Source organism: Arthrobacter sp. 05N429 (assembly GCF_056397045.1).
In genome coordinates this window covers 1-16,994 of the sequence record NZ_JBFTMQ010000015.1, presented here as the reverse complement: position 1 = coordinate 16,994, position 16,994 = coordinate 1, and the positions used below count along the sequence as shown (strand labels likewise).

Sequence of the window (16,994 nt, the reverse complement as noted above, 5' to 3'; positions counted from 1 at the left end):
GTCCGTCGCAACCGTCTGAGGCAAGACACTTTCCGCCGATCAGGCGCCCAAAAACAGGGCGTCAGCGATCTGGCGTTCGGCGCCGCTCCGCGCTGAGCCGGCGCTGTTCGGCGAGGGCAGCGAGCAGCGGCGGAACCACGACGCCCTGGGCTGCCATCTGCCGCCGCACCTTCCGCCGGATGACCAGGATGGCCGCTGCCCCGCCTCCCAGCAGCAGGAACTGCACGCTCAGAGCGATCCGGAACGGATCGAGCCCGTACAGCTCGCCCCGGGAGAACCCGGTGGCGTACAGGACATCCAGGACCAGTCCGATCAGGTAAATGGCGATGAGGGAGGCGATGAAGCCGCCCACGTTCACGATCCCGGTGGCGGTGCCGATCCGGTGCGCCGGGTTAAAAGTGCGGGCAAAGTCGAAGCCGATCATGGAACCGGGGCCGCCGACGGCGAGCACCACCACTAGCCCGGCCAGCAGCCATAAGGGGGAACGCCCCGGAAGGACGAGCACGGCCGCCCACGCCGCGGCGGTGGCAGCAGAGATCATCAGCACCATGGTGGACCGCCGCAGGGGGTGCCGCGCGACGAAGGTGCCCATCAGCGGCCCGGCTGCGATGCCCGTGGCCACGTACAGCGTCATGAGCGCCGAGACCGTGGGGGTGTCCAGTCCCTGCGCGGAGATCAGGAACGGGTAGCCCCAGGTCATCGCGAACACGGTGCCGCTGAACTGGACAGTGAAGTGGCTCCACAGTCCCAGCCGGGTGCCGGGCTGGCGCCAGGCATGGGACAGCGAGATCCCGGTGGCGCGCAGCCCGCTGGACGGTTCCCGCGCGGGGTGCCCCGGCGGCAGGTCCTGGAGCAGGACCAGCACCAGCACGAGGGCAAGGGCTGACATGGCCGCCAGCGTCAGGAAGGCGGGGGTCCAGCCGGCCAGATGCAGGATCATGGCGAACGGCACCACGGAAAAGAGCTGGCCGAGCTGGCCGGACATTCCGGTCAGCTGGGTGAGGAGAGGGACACGGGCGGGGGCGAACCAGATCGGGAGCAGCCGGATCACGCAGATAAAGGTCATCGCGTCCCCTGCGCCCACCAGCACCCGGCCCAGCACGCCGCCGGGGATGTTCTCGGCAAACGCCAGCTGGAGCTGCCCCAGGCCCATCAGCACGGCGCCGCCGGCAATCATGGCCCGGGAACCGAAACGGTCCACAAGGATACCGACCGGAATCTGCAAGGCAGCGTAGACGAGGAGCTGCAGCACGGTGAAGAACGAGATTTCGGCCGCGCCGGCCTGGAAGCGTTCCGTGGCCTCCAGTCCCACCACGCCGAAGGACGTGCGCTGGCTCACCGCCACGAGGTACGCGAAGACCCCGATGATCCAGATCAGCCAGGCACGCGGTGAAGTCACTCCCCCATTATGCCCAGCAGGTGGAAAAAATAGTATTTATTCGCCGGGTTCTTTACGGGCCAGATAGGCCTCGACGGCGGCGCCGAGGGCATCTGCATTGGGCAGCTGGTCGTTCTCGTCGGCGAGCAGGGAACGCCGGACGGTCCCTTCGGCGTTCTCGTCGTAGCGGGTTTCGAGCCGTGAAACCACCTGCTGCACATCCTCCGAGGCGTCAATCTGCTCGGCGATCTGGCGTCCGACCTCCCGGCCCGCTTCGCGGAGCCGGTCGGTGGGCAGCATCAGCGAGGTGGCCGCGCCAAGGTATTCAAGACCGGCGACGGCGGCGGTCGGGTATTCAGCTTCGGCAAGGTAATGCGGGACATGCATGACATAGCCGGCAACATTGCGCCCGGCTTCCGTGAGCCGCAGCTCCAGGAGGTGGCCGACGGCGGCGGGCACCTCGACGGTGGGCTTCCAGACCGAAATGCCCTCGATGAGGTCCGGCCGGTTGCCGTGCACCGTCACGCCGACGGGGCGGGTGTGCGGCACGGGCATCGGGATCGAATGGATCCAGGTGACGAGGTTGACGTCCAGCTCCTCGATGATTCCGACGACCGCGCGGGCGAACCGCTCCCACTGCAGGTCCGGTTCGAAGCCGGCCAGGAGCAGGAACGGGCTGCCGAGCCCGTCGACCAGCCGGTACAGTGCCAGGCGCGGCGCCTGGTAGTCCTGCAGGTGGTCCTCGACGAAGCTGATCTGCGGGCGTCGGGTGCGGTAGTCGATGAGCTGGTCGGCGTCGAACTCCGCCACCCTCCCGACGTCCGGGGTGTCCAGCAGTTCGGCGGTGATCTGCTTGACGACGTGTCCTGCGTCGGCGAACCCGGTGAATCCCATAACGAGGTTCAGCCCGCGCAGTTCGGGGCTGTGGAACAGCACGTCATCACGCAGGTAAAGCGCTTCGGGGTCCAGCAAGGAGCCGGAAATCCGTTCAATCACGGCATGTTCCTTTCGTCGTAGTCGGTGGGAGCGGCCGGGAAGACCCTGCGGGGCGGCGGCGCTGCTATCGGGTACAACACGCCGGACTGCGGGAGCATTCCTGATCCGGATGTGCTCCAGCTCTCATTCAATTGAACACCCGCGCCGGGGAGAGACTACGATCGGAGCTGGCCCCATGACGGATTGAAGACACCATGTTTTTGTCCCGAATGGTCCCGTCTCAAACCGACAGTGGCTTCCGTTCCATGGCAGGGCGCCGAACATGCAGTTCCTGCCGAAAATACTCAGAGAATTGAGGACTTTCCTCGTGGTCAAGAATACCGAAGTGAAACTCAGTGCAATCGCAGGGGATCTCAAGAAGTCCCCCAGCGACGCCCTCGTCATCGGCGTCGGGCAGGGCACGGACGGCCCCGTCCTGCTCAGCAACCCCCTGACGGCCAAGGCCGCCGAGGCCCTGGCGGAATCACTGAGTGTTCTTGGCGTCACCGGCGCAGCCGACCAGGCCCACCGCCTCCCCGGCCTGGCAGAATCCGGGGCCAATGTTCTGGTGCTCGCCGGCGTCGGCAAGGTATCCGCCACGCAGCCGCTCACCGAAGAAGCCCTCCGCCGCGCCGCCGGCTCGGCCGTCCGCCAGCTGGCCGGCGTCAGCACCGTCGCACTGGCCCTCCCGACGTCGTCACTCGGCGATGTCGCCGCCGTCGCCGAAGGCGCCGCGATGGGCGCCTACTCGTTCACCGAGTACCGCTCCTCCAAGGACGGCCTCAAGGACCCGGTAAAGAACGTCGTGATCGTCACCGACCTCGCCGCCGACAAGGGCCTCAAGGAGGTCCTGGACCGCGCCGCGCTCATCGGCAAGGCCGTGAATGCCACCCGCACGCTGGTGAACCAGCCGCCGAGCCACCTTTACCCCGAATCCTTCGCGGAAGCGGCCAAGGAACTGTCCAAGGGCCTGCCCGTGAAGGTGACCGTCTGGGACGAGAAGCGCCTGGAGAAGGAAGGCTTCGGCGGCATCCTCGGCGTCGGCAAGGGCTCCACCCGGCAGCCGCGCCTCGTCAAGGTCGAATACTCCCCCGCCAGGGCCGCCGCCAAGATCGCCCTCGTGGGCAAGGGCATCACCTTCGACACCGGCGGCATCTCGCTGAAGCCGCACCTGGGCATGGGCGACATGAAGTCCGACATGGCGGGCGCCGCCGTCGTCCTCAACACGGTGCTGGCCCTCGCAGGCATGGGCCTGCCCGTCAAGGCGACCGCCTGGCTGTGCATCGCCGAGAACATGCCGTCCGGCGCGGCCCAGCGCCCCGCCGATGTCATGACCATCTTCGGCGGCAAGACCGTCGAGGTCCTGAACACCGACGCCGAAGGCCGGCTGGTCATGGCCGACGGCATCGTCGCCGCGAGCCAGGAATTCCCGGACGCCATTATCGACGTCGCCACCCTGACCGGCGCGCAGCTCATCGCCCTGGGCGACCGCACCGCCGGCCTCATGGGTTCGGACTCCGTCACCGGGCCCCTCAAGGCCGCCGCCGACCGCGCCGGCGAGCTGGTCTGGCCGATGCCGCTCCCCGAGGAGCTGCGCCCCAGCCTCGACTCACAGGTCGCGGACATCGCCAACATCGGCGAACGCCACGGCGGCATGATGACGGCAGCGGTCTTCCTGCGCGAATTCGTCGGCAAGGGCAAGGACGGCGAGCAGATCCCCTGGGCCCACGTCGACATCGCCGGCCCGTCGTTCAACAACGGCAGCCCCTACGGCTACAACCACAAGCAGGGCACAGGCTGCACGGTGCGCACGCTCGTGGCATATGCCGAGGACATCATCGCCAAATCCGCCTGACCGCGGACATCCAGTCGTCCACGCGGGCTTGTGGCCGGGGCTGATCCCCCGGCCACAAACCCGCGTGACACTGGACACAAGCGCTCCACAAACGCCACGGCAAGGTGGAGCATGTATTAGTGGTTCGCTAAGGTGAACTCCGGTAGTTCCAAACGAAAGGGAACTGGCCTGCTGGCATAATCACGGCAGGGAAGTTCTAAGACCAGATGATGCGTACTCTCGTGTCATCGTTCACGCGAGGGAGCGTTTTAGTGGCCGATCAGGCAACTGCGCAAGAATTCGACATCCTGGTACTCGGCGGCGGCAGCGGCGGCTACGCAACTGCCCTGCGTGCCGTTCAGCTCGGCCTCACCGTCGGCCTGATCGAAAAGGGCAAACTCGGCGGCACCTGCCTGCACAACGGCTGTATCCCCACCAAGGCCCTGCTGCACTCCGCGGAACTGGCCGACCACGCCCGTGACTCGGCGAAGTACGGCGTCAACGTCACCCTCGACAGCATCGACATCACCGCTGTCAACGCCTACAAAGACGGCATCATCGCCGGCAAGTTCAAGGGCCTGCAGGGCCTCATCAAGGGCAAAAAGGGCATCACCGTCATCGAGGGCGAAGGCAAGCTCCAGGGCACCGACACCATCGTTGTGAACGGCACCGCGTACAAGGGCAAGAACATCGTCCTCGCGACCGGCTCCTACTCCCGCACCCTGCCCGGCCTGGAAATCGGGGGCAAGGTCATCACCTCCGACGAAGCCCTCACCATGGACTTCATCCCCAAGAGCGCCATCATCCTCGGCGGCGGCGTGATCGGCGTCGAGTTCGCCTCCGTCTGGAAGTCCTTCGGCGTCGACGTGACCGTCATCGAGGGCCTGCCGTCGCTGGTCCCGAACGAGGACGCCACGATCGTCAAGGCCTTTGAGCGAGCTTTCAAGAAGCGCGGCATCAAGTTCTCCACCGGCACGTTCTTCCAGGGCGTCGAGCAGAACGCCGACGGCGTGAAGGTCACCCTCGTGGACGGCAAGACCTACGAAGCCGACCTTCTGCTCGTCGCCGTCGGACGCGGCCCGGTCACGGCCAACCTCGGCTACGAAGAGGCCGGCCTGACCATTGACCGCGGCTTCGTCATCACGAACGAGCGCCTGCACACCGGCGTCGGCAACGTCTACGCCGTCGGCGACATCGTCCCCGGCGTCCAGCTCGCGCACCGCGGCTACCAGCAGGGCATCTTCGTCGCCGAAGAAATCGCCGGCCTCAAGCCCGTCATCGTCGAAGACGTCAACATCCCCAAGGTCACCTACGCCGAGCCCGAAATCGCCACGGTTGGCTACACGGAGAAGGCTGCCAAGGAAAAGTTCGGCGACGACCAGATCCAGACCCAGGAATACAACCTCGCCGGCAACGGCAAGAGCTCCATCCTGGGCACGTCCGGCCTGGTCAAGCTGGTCCGCCAGAAGGACGGCCCCGTCATCGGCGTCCACATGATCGGCGCCCGCATGGGCGAGCAGATCGGCGAAGCCCAGCTGATCGTGAACTGGGAAGCCTACCCGGAGGACGTGGCCCAGCTGGTCCACGCCCACCCGACCCAGAACGAGTCCCTGGGCGAGGCGCACCTGGCCCTGGCCGGCAAGCCCCTTCACGGCTAGCAGTTCCGCCCGCACCACCGCAAGAACATTGCGCTTAGTGCACCCGGCCCGAAATGCCGGGTGCACTAAGCTCAACCAAGGCAGCAATCATCCGCACTAAAGATCAATAAGGAGAACGGGGACGACATGTCTGAATCCGTTAACTTGCCCGCCCTCGGTGAGAGTGTCACCGAAGGAACCGTCACCCGCTGGCTCAAGCAGGTAGGTGACCGGGTAGAAGTGGACGAGCCGCTGCTCGAGGTTTCCACCGACAAAGTAGACACCGAGATCCCCTCTCCGATCGCCGGCGTGATCGAGGAAATCCTCGTCGCCGAAGACGAGACCGCTGAAGTCGGCGCACCGCTCGTGCGCATCGGCGACGGCTCCGGCTCCGGTTCCGGCGAGGCTGCCGCCCCGGCCGCCGAAGAGGCACCCGCCGAAGAGGCGCCCGCCGAGTCCCCCTCCGCTGCTGAGGCTCCGGCTCCGGAAGCCGAAGCACCGGCTGCCGAAGCCGCCGCTCCGGCACCCGCTGCCGAGGCCGCTCCCGCCGGCGAGGGCCACGAAGTCACGCTCCCCGCCCTGGGCGAGAGCGTCACCGAAGGCACCGTCACCCGCTGGCTCAAGAGCATCGGCGACACCGTCGAGGTCGACGAGCCGCTGCTCGAGGTCTCCACCGACAAGGTCGACACCGAGATCCCGTCACCGGTCGCCGGCACCCTGCAGGAAATCCGCGTCGCCGAGGATGAAACGGCCGAGGTCGGCTCCGTCCTCGCTGTGATCGGTTCCGGCGCCGCCGCCCCTGCCGCGGCACCGTCGTCGGAAGCTCCGAAAGAAGCAGCAGCCCCGAAGGAAGCGGAAGCTCCCAAGGAAGAGGCCCCCAAGCAGGAAGCTGCTCCGGCTGAAGCTCCGAAGGAGGAGGCTCCGAAGCAGGAAGCCCCCGCCGCACCGGCCAAGGAAGCGGCTCCGGCCGCTGCCGCCGCTCCTGCTGCCCCCGCCGAGTCCGGCTACGTCACTCCGCTGGTCCGCAAGCTCGCCAACCAGCAGGGCGTGGACATCGCCTCGCTGAGCGGCACCGGCGTCGGCGGCCGTATCCGCAAGCAGGACGTACTCGCAGCAGCAGAAGCCAAGGCAGCCCCGGCTCCCGCCGCCGCTGCACCGGCCGCAGCCCCTGCCGCGCGCCCGTCCGCGGACCAGTCCTCGCTGCGCGGCACCGTTCAGAAGGCTCCGCGGATCCGCCAGGTCATTGCCCGCCGCATGCGCGAATCGCTGGACATCTCCACCCAGCTGACCCAGGTGCACGAAGTGGACATGACCAAGGTCGCCAAGCTGCGCGCCAAGGCCAAGAACTCCTTCCAGGCACAGAACGGCTCCAAGCTGACCTTCCTGCCGTTCATCGCCAAGGCTGTGGCCGAGGCCCTGAAGCAGCACCCCAAGGTGAACGCCTCCTACGACGAGGACAAGCAGGAAATCACCTACCACAACGCCGAGCACCTGGCGATTGCGGTGGACACGGACAAGGGCCTGCTGGTTCCGGTCATCAACGACGCCGGCAACCTGAACCTGGCCGGCCTGGCCGGCAAGATCGCCGACGTCGCCGGCCGCACCCGCGACGGCAAGATCGGCCCGGACGAACTCTCCGGCGGAACCTTCAGCATCACCAACATCGGTTCCGTGGGCGCCCTGTTCGACACCCCGATCATCAACCAGCCGCAGGTGGCCATCCTGGGCACCGGCGCGATCGTCAAGCGGGCCGTGGTGGTCGCTGATGAGAACGGCGATGACTCGCTGGCCATCCGTTCGATGATGTACCTCTCCCTGACGTACGACCACCGCCTGGTGGACGGTGCCGACGCGGGACGCTTCCTGCAGACGCTGAAGGCACGCCTTGAGGAAGGCGCCTTCGAAGCCGACCTCGGGCTGTAAGGTCCAAAAAAGCACACCGACGGCGACGGCGGTGCGGGCGCCGGTGGGAAACCACCGGAGTGCCCGTGCCGCCGTCGCCGTTTTTGCTGTTCCGTCCCGGGACGGCGGGTCCTACTACAGTGCGTAGAAGGCTCTGGCTACACTGATGCCATGAACATCGTCTATAACATCATGGTCTTCCTGCACATCATCGGCGCCGCCATGATCGTGGGCATCTGGATCGTCCAGATGAAAAAGCCCACCGTCCACCCCCGCCAGTTCGACGGCGCTGCCCTGCAGCTCATCACCGGCATCGTCATGATGGGTCTCATCCCGGCCCTCGACATGGACGCCAACTACATGAAGCTCGGCATCAAGTTCGCGATCGCCGCCGTCGTGGCCGTGCTCGCGTTCATCGGCAGCCGCAAGTACAAGAAGGACGAGCCGGTCAGCAAGGGCCTCGCCCACGCGGTTGGCGGCCTGGCACTGCTGAACGTCGCCATCGCCACTCTCTGGCAGTAGTCCCCCGGAATATACGACGACGGCGACGCACCCCGCGTGGGGGCGTCGCCGCCGTCGTTAAGCCGGTTCGTCAGTCGCCGGCGATGCAGAACTCGTTGCCTTCGGGATCCTGCATGACGTCCCAGTGGAAATCGCCGATGTCATTGCCTTCCACGAAGCCGGCACCGAGCGACTCGGCGAAAGCGCGCAGCGCCGTGGGATCGGGCCCGTGGATGTCCAGGTGCAGGCGGCGCCTGCCCTCCGTGGGCCGGTCGACCTGCTGGAATGCCAGCTGCGGCGCTCCGGGGCCTGCGGGCTGGAGCCAGACGAACTGATCGAAGCGCGAGGACACCGCGGTGCCCAGCAGCGCCGCCCAGAACTCTGCCAGCCGCTCAGCATCCAAGGCATTGACCATGATCGTGGCGATGCGCGCCGCGGGCGGCGCGCCGGGTTCAGTGATTTCCATGCCGACACTGTACCGATGGCACTTAATCGGCGGGGCTGCAGACGGGTCACAATCCACTGACAGCGGAACCCCCGTGCGCCGGCCCGGCTGAATCCCTAGGATGGGACACGGCACGATCCTGCGCATCGCCGGATCGCGGATTCGCAAATGATGAGGAGTGGACATGGCAGCAACACGCACCGCACACACTGTATGGAACGGCGACCTGATGACGGGCGCCGGCAATACCACCCTGGACAGCTCCGGCCTGGGCAACTTCGACGTCACCTGGAAGGCGCGTGCCGAGGCCTCCGAGGGGAAGACCAGCCCCGAAGAGCTCATCGCGGCGGCGCACTCGGCCTGTTTCTCGATGGCCTTCAGCCTCGCCATCGCCCAGGCCGGCCACACGCCTGAGGAAATCAACACCAAGGCCGATGTCACGTTCGTCCCCGGCACCGGCATCACGGACAGCCACCTGACCGTCAGCGCCCGGATCCCCGGCATCTCCGACGACGAATTCCAGCGCCTGGCCGAGGAAGCCAAGGTGGGCTGCCCCGTCTCGGCCGCCCTCACCGGCATCAAGATCACCCTGGACGCCACGCTGGTCTCCTAGCACCTCTCGCTCCAACGGCGAAGGCCCCCGTTCCCTCACTGAGGGAACGGGGGCCTTCGCCGTTGGCTGTCTGCGCTTGTCGGGCGCCGCTTCCTAGTTGCCGGCCCGGCGGGCCGGCAGCGGGGCAGGCCGGACGAGGCGGTAGCCCTCGCGCAGCGGCGGCCGGTCGGTGGGGAGCTCCTGGATCATTTCCTTGAGTGCGCCGATGCCGTACTCCAGCTGCGGGTCGGTGCCGGCGGCGTAGGCGTGCGGCGGGAAGGTCACTTCGATGTCGGGCGCGACGCCGAAGTTCTCGACCCCCCAGCCCACTCCGCCGGAGAACCACGTGGCGTAACGGGGCTGGGTCACGCCGGTCCCGTCGGCCAGGGCGAAGCGGTTGTCGATGCCGACGACGCCGCCCCAGGTCCGGGTGCCGATGACCGGGCCGATCCCCCGCAGCTTGGAGACCTGGGTGATGATGTCGCCGTCGGAACCGGCGAATTCGTCGGTCAGGATGATGACGGGACCGCGCGGCGCGTGGTGCGGGTAGGTCCGCGGCCTCTCCCCGCGCGGCATGCTCCAGCCGGTGACCTTGCGGCCGATGAGTTCGGCGACAAGCTGGGAGGTGTGTCCTCCCCGATTGCGGCGGACGTCGACGATCAGCCCGTCGAGGGCCGTCTCGGTGTCGAGGTCGCGGTGGAGCTGGGCCCAGCCGTTCGCCATCATGTCCGGAACGTGAAGGTAGCCGAAGGTCCCCCGCGAGGCCTGCCGGACAGTCCGGCGGTTGGCGGCCACCCATTCCTGGTACCGCAGCCGCTCCTCGTCCTTGACCGGGACCACGGCGACGCGGCGCTGCTTCCCGGCCTGGTCTCCGTGCCCGGCACCGTTGCGGAGGGTGAGTTCCACCGCGCGTCCTGCGGCGCCGATCAGTTGCATGGCCGGGGTGCGCGCTTCGGTGAGTTCGACGCCGTCGATCGCCAGCAGCACGTCGCCGGGCTTTGCGTCAGCACCGGGCCGGGTCAGCGGCGAGGTGGCGAGCGGGTCGGAGGACTCCCCCGCGAGGATCCGGGTGATCTCCCAGCCCTCCCCGGTGAAGACGAGGTCAGCGCCGAGGCGGCCCTGGCCGTTGCTGCCGTTCTCGGTGACGGCGGCGGGACGGACGTAGGCGTGGGAGGTGCCCAGTTCACCGTGGAGCTCCCACAGCAGGTCCACGAGGTCATCGTGCGAGCCGAGCCGGTCCACGATGGGACGGTAGCGGGCGTGCACGGAGTCCCAGTCCTGCCCGGCCATGTCTTCGGTCCAGAAGAAGTCGCGCTGGAGCCGCCAGGCTTCGTCGAAGGCCTGGCCCCAGACGCTGAGCGGATCAAGCTGCACGCGGATGCGGCTGAGGTCCACCAAGACCTGCTGCCCGGACTCCTCGTCCGCCTTGGCGCTGGCGGGTGAGACGCGGATCTGTTTGTCCTGCAGGGCCACAACCTTTTCGCCGTCGCCGGAGAGCCGGTAGCTGTCCAGCGCGTCCACGATCGTGGTGGTCTTGCGCCGGGCCAGGTCGAAACGGACCAGGCAGGGTGCCGCGTTCTTGTCTTCGAGGCTGGCGCGGCCCTCGCCGGTGGCGCCGGAGAGTTCGCTGTCGAGCCAGAGCAGGGCCCCGGCGGTGGCGGTGAGGGCGGAGTAGTTGCCCTGCGGAACCGGCACGCTGATGACGCGGTGGGCCAGGCCCTCGGCGTCGACCCGGACCGCCGGAACGTGCTCCGCGCCGGACTTCTCGGCCGGCGTCCCGGCTCCGTCTTCCCGCCGGGCCTCCTGCCGGTCCTGCAGGGCTTCCTGCAGGTCAACACTCGGGCCAAAGGGCGAGGGGGTGTCCGCGGCGAGGGCCACGAGGTAGGGCTTGATCGGGCTGGGGAAGGACAGGTCGAAGGAGTGCCCGTCGTAGACCGGGTCGAAACTGCGGTTGGAGAGGAACGCGAGGTACTTGCCGTCGGGGGTGAACGACGGCGATTCGTCGCGGAAGCGTCCGTCGGTGACCTCGACGATGGTGTGCTTCCCGCCCGCTGTGTGGCCGGCGTCGTCCACCGCGGTGATACGCAGCCGGCTGCGGGAGCCGAAGGACGTGACCGGCTCGGACCAGCCCAGCCAGGCGGAGTCCGGGGACCAGCTGAAGCCTTCGATGCTGCCCTCGCCGATGCTGCTCACGAGGGACAGGCTGCCGGTGCGCGTGTCGGCGAGGTAGATGTCGCCGAAGGCCGTGCCGACGGCGAGCCAGTTCCCGTCCGGGCTGGCCTCGATCGCGCTGGCCCGGGTGGGCTTGGGGAAATCGATCCTGGTGGACTGGCGTGACTGCCGCTGCTGCGAACCTGCGTTGCCTTCCACCGGGCCGGCTGTATTGGCTGTGCTGGCGGCATCGGCCGTGTTGGCGGGGCGGCCGTCCGGGCCTTCCGCCGCTGCCGGCGGGACGGCTGCCACGGCGTCGGGCCGGGTAAGGGCTGCAGCCGAAACGGGCCGGGGCAGGGGCGTGCCGGCGTCGGAATCCTGCGCAGACGCGGAGGCCTGCTCTGCCGGAGCTGCCGGAGCTGCCGGAGCTGCCGGCTGGCTGCCGGACTTCGTGCCGAAGCCTGCATTCCCGAAATCGGGGTTGCCGGCAATCGCCCGCAGGTACAGGGCCTCGACGCCGTCGTGATCGGCGACATAGGCGATCCGTCCCTCGCCAAAGGGGCGGGGCAGGCGCGCCCGGACGCCGGGGGTGGCTTCCAGTACGCGGGAGGGCCCGTCCTTGTGCCGCAGCCAGTGCAGCGTGCCGTGGGATTCCACGGCGCTGGATCCGCCCGTGCGGTCCGGAACCACGTCACCCAGGTGCCGTGAGGTCTTCAGCGGCGCCGCGCGTCGGGCCTGGGAAGCCGATCCCAGCGAAATCTCGAGTTTGACGGCGTCCGAGCCGAGGTCCGGCAGCAGCCACAGTTCGCCGGCCGATTCGAAGATGATGCGCCTGCCGTCGGTTGCGGCGTGGCGGACGTAGAAGTCCTCGTGGTCCGTGTGGCGGCGCAGGTCAGAGCCGTTGGGCAGCACGGAGTAGACGTTGCCGTAGCCCTCGTGGTCGGAGAGGAAGGCGATCCGTCCGTCGACCCACATCGGGTCGGTCAGGTTGCCGTCCAGTTCTGCGGCGAGGCGTTCGAATTCGCCGTTTCCGTCGCCGTCGATCCAGAGCTTGCCGGCGGTGCCGCCCCGGTAACGCTTCCACCATGCGGGTTCGCGGGAGAGCACGCTGGCCAGGACAACGGGGCGTTCGTCGCCGACCACGGGTCCGAAGGCAACGGACTCCACCGGGCCCAGCGGGAGTTCAGTGGCCCAGCCGCCCGTGACGGGAAGGCTGTAGGCATGGGTGAGGCGGCTGTCGGCCTGGCGGAAGGCGCTCGTGACCAGGACATCGCCGTCGGGCGTGAAGCCCTTGACCTTCGTGGACGCGTGGCCGAAGTAGCTCAACTGGCGGTAGCCGCCGCCGTCGACGTCCGCGGTGACAACTTCCGGGGCCGTTCCCTGAACGACGGTCCACACCAGCTTCTTACCGTCCGGCGTGAAACGGGGGTTCCGGGCGGGCAGCTGCAGCGAGGACACGCGCCAGGCGCGGCCCCCGCCGAGGGGCGCAATCCAGACGTCGTCCTCGGCCACGAAGGTGACCAGATCGCCGTGCAGATGCGGGAAACGGAAGTAGCGCGAAGAAGTCATCGTCCGATCATAGTCAAGACCGGCCCTCCCGCCCGGGAGGTGTCCCGGCCGTGCCGGGCATGGTGAGATGGATCATGCGAATCATTGTTGCCGGAGCCTCAGGGCTGATCGGAACCGCCATTTCCAGCACCCTGCGCAGCGCCGGGCACGACGTCGGCGCCCTGGTCAGGCGGCCTCCCGCCGCACCCGGCGAGTTCCAGTGGAATCCCGGCGAGGGCCGCATCGACGACACCGCCCTGAAGGGAGCGGACGCCGTCATCAACCTTTCGGGCGCCGGCATTGGCGACCGGCCGTGGACCCGGGCACGGATCAACGAACTGCGCAGCTCCCGGCTGGACGCGACGCGGACACTGACGGCGGCAATGGCCCGCCTGGATGCCCCGCCCGCGGTCTTCCTGAGCCAGTCCGCGTCGGGCTACTACGGCAGTGCCGGTCCCGCTCTGCTCCGCGAGAACTCACCCGCCGGCAGCGGCGTCCTCGCCCGGATCTGCGCCGACTGGGAGGCAGCCGCGCACGAGGCTCCCGCCGGCGTCCGGGTGGTCACGCCCCGCACCGGCGTCGTGCTGAGCCGTTCGGGCGGCGCCTTGGGACGCTTGATGCCGCTGCTGCGCCTGGGCGTCGGCGGACCGCTGGGCAACGGCCGGCAGTACTGGCCGTGGATCACGCTGCCCGATGTCGCCGGCGCCTTCGCGTTCCTGCTTGAAAGTCCGCTGTCCGGGCCGGTTAACGTCTGCGCCCCGGAGAGCGCGGACGTGAACTCCCTGATCGCGCAACTGGCCGGCGCCCTGCACCGACCGGCGGCGCTCCGCGTCCCGGCGCCGGTGCTGCGCTTGGTGATGGGCCAGCTCGCCGACGAGCTGCTGCTCGCCAGCCAGCGGATGGAGCCGGCAGTCCTCAGCGGGGCCGGCTTCGAATGGCAGCACCCGTCCCTCGCGCAGGCCGCCGCCTGGGTGGCGGAACGCGGTACGAAGTCCTGAGCATCCCCGGCCGTTAGCCGCCGGCGTCGGGGGTGCCGGCATTCGCGGGAAGAATGTCCTGGATCCGCCAGCGGCCCTCGACCGGGGACAACACCAGCCGCAGCCGCTGTTCCGGCGCGGCAGCAGCCTCGGCCACCACCACCCCGGTGGCGTCCCGTTCCTGATAGGCGGACGTGCTGACGGCGACGGCCACGACGGCGAGCGGTCCGCCGCTGTCCTCGGTGGCCGCCACCTGGGTCACGACCGTGGTGAATCCTGCCAGCACCCGGCCCGACTCCTTGAGGCCGGTGCTGATGCGTCCGTCCGCCACGGCCGCAGACGACGCCGGGACGTTGACCTGATCCAGCAGCCGGAAGTCCCCCGTGCTGAACGCCAAAGAGCGAAGCCACGCCAGCCCGCGGACCGCTTCCTCGGGGTTCTGTGAGTCAAGCTGCGCCCGCACCTCTGGCGGAACGGCGGCCGGATCCATGGCTGACGGCGCAGGCTCCGGCGCGGGGTCCGGGACGGCCGGTGCGGGCTCCTTCGCAGCCTCAGCGTCCATCGCGGCGAAACCCGGGAATGCCGGGGGTGCCGGGGATCCCGCGAGTCCCCACCCTGCAACGAGGACAGCCAGGACGGCCAGGCCCACAGCTGCGGCCCGGAATCCGCGGCGGCCCGATGGATACCGGCGGCCGGTGCCAGTGCGGGCGGCACCTAAGCGGACACCATCCGGGCGGACTGCGCCTGAGCGGACATCATCCGAGCGGTTGACACCTGAGCGGGCTGCGCCTGGGCGGGCGGCGGCGGGGGCAGCGCCCGAGCGGGCCGAGTGGCGCGCGCCGGCGTTCCGGGAGGGTCGCGCCGTGCCGGACTGCCCTCCCGGCGGAGGCGGCCAGGCCGCGCGGGGCTTGTGGAAGCGTCGCCGAAAGGCCAGGAACTGTTCGACCCGCCGTTCCCGCGCCGTGGCGGGGAGGGAGCGCCGCGTCAGCAGTTGTGGGATGACCGTGGGGTGGACGGAGACCGAGAGGTCCACCGGCGCGGCCACGGCGCTGCGATGAACGGCAACAGCCAGCTCGGCAGCAGAGGGCCGCAGCCTGCGGTCCTCATGAAGCCCGGATTCCAGCGCTGCGGCCAGCTCCGCCGGAACTCCGGGAACCAGCAGCGGTAGCGGCGGCCGCTGCGCGCCCGGCTCGGGAGCCCGTCCGGTCAGGCAGTACCAGCCCAGCGCCGCGAGCGAATACACGTCACGCTCCGGTTGCAGTCCGGCCCGGACGGCGTCCACCGGCGCGGGGTCGCGGAAGCCGTCGGTCCCGACGTCGGCCACGGCTGTGGCGTCAGCCACCATGCGCGCCACGCCCAGGTCCGCCAGCAGTGGCTTACCGTGCGCGGTGAACAGCACATTGCCGGGGGAGACGTCGCCGTGCGTGAATCCCAGGCCATGCAGGTACGCGAGGGCGTGGGCAATCGGAGTCAGGACCGTCACCGTCTCCCCCGGGCCCAGCTCCCCCCGGCCGGCCACGAGCTGCTCCACTGAACCGCCCGCCGCGTAGTCCATGATCAGCCCGACCGTCTCGCCCCGGTCGCCGTCGTCATCGCCCGAACGGCTCACCTGGCCGCCCAGCAGGCGCACCACCGAGTGCGCCCGCACCAGATGCTCATGGTCAAGGACGGACAGGATTCTCACCTCGCGCCGGATCGCCTCCTCCGCGTCGCCCCGCTCGAGGCCATCGCCGGCGGGGAAGCACTTCAGGGCGTACACGCTGCCTGTCTGCCGTTCGGTCACCAGCCACACGGTGGCGTTGCCGCCGCGCCCCAAACAGCGGCCGACGTCGAACCCGGGCACCTCGGGCGACGCACCGCTGGTCCGTGCGTAATCCTCCATGTCCAAGGAATAGCGGATCCGCGGATTTCCCGCAGAAGTTATCCACAGGGCGGTGAGAGCTTCACCACAGAATCGGCTGCTGGGACGACCGGGGTCTAAGCTGGATGCCATGACTCTTGAGTTCTCCCAGCTGGGTCTCGCCCCGGAATTCGTCGAATATACCCGCGGCTGGGACATCCAGCGCGAACTCCACGAGAGCGTTCTCGCCGGTACTGCCCCCAGCACGGTCCTGCTGCTCGAACACGCCGCCGTCTACACGGCAGGCAAACGCACAGAAGACCACGAACGCCCCTTTGACGGCACTCCCGTGGTCCCGGTGGACCGCGGCGGCAAGCTCACCTGGCACGGTCCCGGACAGCTCATTGGCTACCCCATCATCAAACTCAAGAACAAAGCCGGGATCCGCGACTACGTGGAGCGGCTCGAAGCCGTGATCATCGCCGTCCTGGCCGACTACGGCATTGAGGCAGTCCGGATCAAGGGCCGCGCCGGCGTCTGGATCGACCAGGACGCAAAGGGCCCGGCACGCAAGATCGCCGCGATCGGCATCCGCGTCCACGAGGGCGTCACGATGCACGGCTTCGCCATCAACTGCAACAACGACCTTGCGCCCTACGCCCAGATCATCGCCTGCGGCATTACCGACGCCGGCGTCACCACCATTTCCCAGGAGACGGGCCGGGACGTCACTCCCGCCGACCTCGTTTCACGGATCATCGAAGAACTGCGCAACAATGAAGAAGCGCTAGTTGCAACCCATGAAGGAGCTCTACTGTGACCCTGGCACCAGAAGGCCGGAAAATGCTGCGCATCGAGCAGCGCAATGCGGCCACCCCGGTGGAACGCAAGCCGGATTGGATCAAGGCCAAGGTCCAGATGGGTCCGGAGTTCGTGCAACTCAAAAACCTCGTCAAGAAGGAAGGCCTCCACACCGTGTGTGAAGAGGCCGGCTGCCCCAACATCTTCGAATGCTGGGAAGACAAGGAGGCCACCTTCCTGATCGGCGGCTCCGAATGCACCCGCCGCTGCGACTTCTGCCAGATCGACACCGGCAAGCCCTCGCCCGTGGACGTCTTCGAACCCACCAAGGTGGCCCGCTCCGTCCTGGCCATGCAGCTGCGCTACGCCACCGTCACCGGCGTGGCCCGCGATGACCTCGCCGACGAGGGCGT

12 protein-coding genes and 1 pseudogene are annotated in these 16,994 nt (G+C 68.5%); 8 read left to right on the top strand and 5 right to left on the bottom strand.

The genetic code is table 11. The features are described from left to right. Positions 1-61 precede the first annotated feature (61 nt). A complete protein-coding gene (locus AC1DF4_RS17575; protein WP_476914084.1) occupies positions 62-1,399 on the bottom strand; it encodes an MFS transporter in 1,338 nt (445 codons plus the stop codon). Positions 1,400-1,435: 36 nt separating this feature from the next. Continuing rightward, positions 1,436-2,374 carry a proteasome assembly chaperone family protein gene (locus AC1DF4_RS17570; protein WP_476914083.1) on the bottom strand — a complete coding sequence of 313 codons (939 nt, stop codon included), beginning with the start codon at positions 2,372-2,374 and terminating at the stop codon, positions 1,436-1,438. A 307-nt stretch (positions 2,375-2,681) separates the two neighbouring features. On the opposite strand from AC1DF4_RS17570, the gene AC1DF4_RS17565 reads away from it, so the two are divergent. From AC1DF4_RS17565 to AC1DF4_RS17550, 4 genes are all read left to right on the top strand, one after another. Further along, positions 2,682-4,208 (top strand): leucyl aminopeptidase, encoded by a 1,527-nt coding sequence (locus AC1DF4_RS17565; protein WP_476914130.1) that lies wholly within the window; start codon positions 2,682-2,684, stop codon positions 4,206-4,208. Positions 4,209-4,459: 251 nt separating this feature from the next. Further along, positions 4,460-5,845 carry a dihydrolipoyl dehydrogenase gene (gene lpdA, locus AC1DF4_RS17560; protein WP_476914082.1) on the top strand — a complete coding sequence of 462 codons (1,386 nt, stop codon included), beginning with the start codon at positions 4,460-4,462 and terminating at the stop codon, positions 5,843-5,845. A 126-nt stretch (positions 5,846-5,971) separates the two neighbouring features. After that, positions 5,972-7,747: a 2-oxoglutarate dehydrogenase, E2 component, dihydrolipoamide succinyltransferase gene (gene sucB / locus AC1DF4_RS17555; protein ID WP_476914081.1), complete on the top strand. Its 1,776-nt coding sequence runs from the start codon at positions 5,972-5,974 to the stop codon at positions 7,745-7,747. A 150-nt stretch (positions 7,748-7,897) separates the two neighbouring features. Further along, entirely contained in the window at positions 7,898-8,248 is a 351-nt protein-coding gene (locus tag AC1DF4_RS17550) for a hypothetical protein (protein ID WP_476914080.1), read from the top strand. 70 nt (positions 8,249-8,318) lie between these two features. Here the strand turns inward: AC1DF4_RS17550 and AC1DF4_RS17545 are convergent, their stop codons facing one another. Further along, positions 8,319-8,693 carry a VOC family protein gene (locus AC1DF4_RS17545; RefSeq protein ID WP_476914079.1) on the bottom strand — a complete coding sequence of 125 codons (375 nt, stop codon included), beginning with the start codon at positions 8,691-8,693 and terminating at the stop codon, positions 8,319-8,321. A gap of 163 nt (positions 8,694-8,856) precedes the next feature. Here AC1DF4_RS17545 and AC1DF4_RS17540 point away from each other — a divergent pair, with 163 nt between their 5' ends. Continuing rightward, positions 8,857-9,285 (top strand): OsmC family protein, encoded by a 429-nt coding sequence (locus AC1DF4_RS17540; protein WP_476914078.1) that lies wholly within the window; start codon positions 8,857-8,859, stop codon positions 9,283-9,285. Positions 9,286-9,378: 93 nt separating this feature from the next. Here the strand turns inward: AC1DF4_RS17540 and AC1DF4_RS17535 are convergent, their stop codons facing one another. Further along, positions 9,379-12,984: a S41 family peptidase gene (locus AC1DF4_RS17535; RefSeq protein WP_476914077.1), complete on the bottom strand. Its 3,606-nt coding sequence runs from the start codon at positions 12,982-12,984 to the stop codon at positions 9,379-9,381. 74 nt (positions 12,985-13,058) lie between these two features. Between AC1DF4_RS17535 and AC1DF4_RS17530 the strand changes: the two genes are divergently transcribed. After that, positions 13,059-13,961: a TIGR01777 family oxidoreductase gene (locus tag AC1DF4_RS17530; protein ID WP_476914076.1), complete on the top strand. Its 903-nt coding sequence runs from the start codon at positions 13,059-13,061 to the stop codon at positions 13,959-13,961. 13 nt (positions 13,962-13,974) lie between these two features. Here AC1DF4_RS17530 and AC1DF4_RS17525 read toward each other — a convergent pair whose 3' ends face one another. Then, complete coding sequence (locus AC1DF4_RS17525) at positions 13,975-15,822, bottom strand: serine/threonine-protein kinase (RefSeq protein ID WP_476914075.1); 1,848 nt, start codon at positions 15,820-15,822, stop codon at positions 13,975-13,977. A gap of 109 nt (positions 15,823-15,931) precedes the next feature. Between AC1DF4_RS17525 and lipB the strand changes: the two genes are divergently transcribed. After that, positions 15,932-16,600: a lipoyl(octanoyl) transferase LipB gene (lipB, locus tag AC1DF4_RS17520; RefSeq protein WP_476914074.1), complete on the top strand. Its 669-nt coding sequence runs from the start codon at positions 15,932-15,934 to the stop codon at positions 16,598-16,600. Next, a pseudogene (locus AC1DF4_RS17515) lies at positions 16,597-16,994 on the top strand (lipoyl synthase); the annotation flags it as partial. The gene lipB and the pseudogene AC1DF4_RS17515, both read left to right, overlap by 4 nt.

Excerpts from the sequence above, each read along its gene's own strand:
- sucB (WP_476914081.1), top strand. The coding sequence starts at position 5,972 with ATGTCTGAATCCGTTAACTTGCCCGCCCTCGGTGAGAGTGTCACCGAA.
- AC1DF4_RS17550 (WP_476914080.1), top strand. The coding sequence starts at position 7,898 with ATGAACATCGTCTATAACATCATGGTCTTCCTGCACATCATCGGCGCC.
- AC1DF4_RS17545 (WP_476914079.1), bottom strand. The coding sequence starts at position 8,693 with ATGGAAATCACTGAACCCGGCGCGCCGCCCGCGGCGCGCATCGCCACG.
- AC1DF4_RS17540 (WP_476914078.1), top strand. The coding sequence starts at position 8,857 with ATGGCAGCAACACGCACCGCACACACTGTATGGAACGGCGACCTGATG.
- AC1DF4_RS17535 (WP_476914077.1), bottom strand. The coding sequence starts at position 12,984 with ATGACTTCTTCGCGCTACTTCCGTTTCCCGCATCTGCACGGCGATCTG.
- AC1DF4_RS17530 (WP_476914076.1), top strand. The coding sequence starts at position 13,059 with ATGCGAATCATTGTTGCCGGAGCCTCAGGGCTGATCGGAACCGCCATT.
- AC1DF4_RS17525 (WP_476914075.1), bottom strand. The coding sequence starts at position 15,822 with ATGGAGGATTACGCACGGACCAGCGGTGCGTCGCCCGAGGTGCCCGGG.
- lipB (WP_476914074.1), top strand. The coding sequence starts at position 15,932 with ATGACTCTTGAGTTCTCCCAGCTGGGTCTCGCCCCGGAATTCGTCGAA.